The organism is Kitasatospora sp. NPDC093558, assembly GCF_040683475.1.
GTDB lineage: Bacteria > Actinomycetota > Actinomycetes > Streptomycetales > Streptomycetaceae > Kitasatospora.
Genome location: NZ_JBFBDY010000803.1, coordinates 1 through 2553, shown reverse-complemented (window position 1 = coordinate 2553; position 2553 = coordinate 1). Strand labels below are relative to the sequence as shown.

The window sequence follows — 2553 nt, the reverse complement described above, 5'->3', positions numbered from 1 at the left end:
TCGGCGTCACCCCGAACGCGACGCCGTCCGGCTTCGGCCCGGGCGACCTGCTGAGCGCGTACAACCTGCCGGCCAACGGCGGGGCGGGCCAGACGATCGCCATCGTCGACGCGTACGACGACCCGAACGCCGAGTCGGACATGAACACCTACCGCGCGCAGTACGGCCTGCCGTCCTGCACCACCGCGAACGGGTGCTTCAAGAAGGTCAACGAGACCGGCGGCACCAAGTACCCGCGGGCCAGCAGCAGTTGGGCCGGCGAGATCTCCCTCGACCTGGACATGGTCTCGGCGATCGCGCCGAACGCGCACGTCATCCTGGTCGAGGCGAGCACCGCGAACATGACCGACCTCGGCACCGGCGTGAACACCGCCGTCAAGCTGGGCGCGAAGTTCGTGTCCAACAGCTACGGCGGCGCGGAGTCCTCCACCGACCTGAGCTACGACAACACCTACTTCAACCACCCGGGCGTGGCGATCACCGTCTCGGCCGGTGACAGCGCCTACGGCGCCCAGTACCCGGCGGCCTCGCCCAACGTCACCGCGGTCGGCGGCACCGCGCTGCACCGCGACTCCAGCGCCCGCGGCTGGAGTGAGTCGGTGTGGTCCACCAGCTCCACCGAGGGCACCGGCTCCGGCTGCTCCGCCTACGAGCCGAAGCCGAGCTGGCAGAAGGACACCGGCTGCGCCAAGCGCACCATCGCGGACGTGTCGGCGGTCGCCGACCCGGCCACCGGTGTCGCGGTCTACCAGACGTACGGCGGCAGCGGCTGGTCGGTCTACGGCGGCACCAGCGCCTCCTCGCCGATCATCGCGGGCGTGTACGCGCTGGCCGGCGCGCCGACCGCCGGCATCCCGGCGGCGGACGGCTACAGCCACACCTCGGCGCTGAACGACGTCACCACCGGCTCCAACGGCACCTGCTCGCCGTCCTACCTGTGCACGGCCGGCACCGGCTACGACGGCCCGACCGGCAACGGCACCCCGAACGGCCTCGCCGCGTTCACCGCCTGACCAGCCACCAGAGTGCCCGTCCCTCCCAGCCCGGGAGGGACGGGCACTCGCTCATGCCCCCGCGCCACCGCCATGAATCCGGTCGGCGCGGGGGCATGGCGGCGTCCGCCCTGCTACGTTCGTCCGGACCGCGCCCAGCGCCCCCACCCCGACCGCCGGACGGGAGCTTCCCATGGCCGCTGCACTGCTCTACACCACCACGTTCAGCGACGCCCACATCGCCCTGACCGCTGCGGTCACCGGCGTGATCGTGCTCGCCGGCGAGGGGTTTGCGGTGCTCGCCTCACTCGTCGTCAACGTCATCACGATCTGACCGTCGCGCGGAGGGCCGAAAACGCCACGAGCCCTGCAACCGCGGTCAACCCGGCTGCAGGGCTCGGTACTTGTCGTCGCCGGAGCGTCAGACGGCCGGCCCGGCGATCATCAGCTCGGTGATCTCCTTGGCGAGGTCCGGCCCGAGCTCGCCCCAGCCGTCCTTGTAGCCGTAGACGCCGGCCAGCGAGCGGGCCTCGTAGTCGCCGTTCATGATCTCGATGTCGTTCGCCGTGATGAGCGCCGGGTGGGCGACGCCGAGGGCGCCCGAGACCTTGAGCAGTTCGCGGCGCAGCGTGCGCAGGTAGACGGCGGCGCGGGTGGACTTCGAGGTCGGGTCGAGGCCGCGGGCCAGCCACTGGTTCTGGGTGGCGATGCCGGTGGGGCACTTGTCGGTGTGGCACTTCTGCGCCTGGATGCAGCCGATCGACAGCATCGCCTCGCGGGCGACGTTGATCATGTCGGCGCCGAGGGCGAAGGCGACCGCGGCGTTCTCGGGCAGGCCGAGCTTGCCGGAGCCGATGAACGTCAGCTCGTCGGTGAGGCCCAGCTCGGCGAAGGTCCCGTACACGCGGGAGAAGCCCATCCGGTACGGCAGCGCCACCGAGTCGGCGAAGATCCGCGGTGCCGCGCCGGTGCCGCCCTCGCCGCCGTCGACGGTCACGAAGTCGACGCCGCGGTCGCCGCGCGCCATCAGGCCGGCCAGCTCCTGCCAGAAGTCCATCTCGCCGACCGCGCTCTTGATCCCGACCGGCAGTCCGGTCTCGGCGGCCAGCAGCTCGACGAAGTCGAGCATCGAGTCGACGTCGCCGAAGGCGGTGTGCCGCGACGGCGAGGCGCAGTCCTTGCCGGCCGGGATGCCGCGGATCGCGGCGATCTCCTCGGTCACCTTCGAGCCCGGCAGCATCCCGCCCAGGCCGGGCTTGGCGCCCTGCGAGAGCTTGATCTCTATCGCCTTGACCGGGGCGCTCGCGACGACGTCCTTGAGCTTGTCGAGGTTGAACGTGCCGTCCTCGTTGCGGCAGCCGAAGTACGACGTGCCGATCTGGAGCATGAGGTCGCCGCCGTTGCGGTGGTACGGCGAGAGGCCGCCCTCACCCGTGTTGTGCATGGTGCCCGCGAGCGCCGCGCCCTTGTTGAGGGCGGTGATGGCCGCGCCGGAGAGCGAACCGAAGCTCATCGCGGATATGTTCACGACGCTCGCCGGCCGGAACGCCTTCGCCCGCCC

The 2553-nt window shown here is 71.3% G+C and carries 3 protein-coding genes; 2 read left to right on the top strand and 1 reads right to left on the bottom strand.

The genetic code is table 11. The annotated features are described in order from the left end of the window. Positions 1 to 1013 (top strand): S53 family peptidase (locus AB0O00_RS35420; RefSeq protein WP_363658816.1); only part of this gene is annotated, 1013 nt, incomplete at its 5' end. Between the two features lie 172 nt (positions 1014 to 1185). Continuing rightward, the gene (locus AB0O00_RS35415; RefSeq protein ID WP_363658815.1) at positions 1186 to 1326 is read left to right on the top strand and encodes a hypothetical protein; all 141 of its coding nucleotides are present in this window, start codon (positions 1186 to 1188) and stop codon (positions 1324 to 1326) included. Between the two features lie 87 nt (positions 1327 to 1413). Here AB0O00_RS35415 and AB0O00_RS35410 read toward each other — a convergent pair. Then, positions 1414 to 2553, bottom strand: a 1140-nt coding sequence (locus AB0O00_RS35410; RefSeq protein ID WP_363658814.1) for an FMN-binding glutamate synthase family protein, incomplete at its 5' end; no start/stop codon positions are given.

Bases quoted from the DNA above. Each gene is read 5' to 3' on its own strand.
- AB0O00_RS35415 (WP_363658815.1), top strand. From the start codon at position 1,186: ATGGCCGCTGCACTGCTCTACACCACCACGTTCAGCGACGCCCACATC.